This window comes from Nocardioides malaquae, assembly GCF_015070385.1.
Lineage (GTDB): Bacteria > Actinomycetota > Actinomycetes > Propionibacteriales > Nocardioidaceae > Nocardioides > Nocardioides malaquae.
This window is the reverse complement of sequence record NZ_JADCSA010000510.1, coordinates 1-265: the sequence shown is the minus strand read 5'-3', so window position 1 is coordinate 265 and position 265 is coordinate 1. Positions and strand designations below refer to the sequence as shown.

1 protein-coding gene is annotated in these 265 nt (G+C 31.7%); it reads left to right on the top strand.

From position 1 onward, the window contains the following. A partial coding sequence (locus IEQ44_RS18650; protein ID WP_193639431.1) for a ValS family protein occupies positions 1 to 189 on the top strand: 189 nt, incomplete at its 5' end. Positions 190 to 265 lie beyond the last annotated feature (76 nt).

Genomic DNA, 265 nt, shown 5'->3' with positions numbered 1-265 from the left:
GAAATTAAGAAATTAACAGAGGGGCTAAATTATACTGAAGGTTTCTTGAAATCAGTTCAGAAAAAGTTATCTAACGAACGTTTTGTTAGCAATGCACCCGATCAGGTTGTGGCTTCAGAAAAGAAGAAAGAGGCCGATGCATTAGCAAAAATAGAAACATTAAAAGCGAGTTTAGCGAGTTTAAATTAAAATCTGACTCTAAAAGATAAAATGAAAAAAGAGGTGCATTGAAAAATGGATCTCTTTTTGTTTTCTATAACATTTA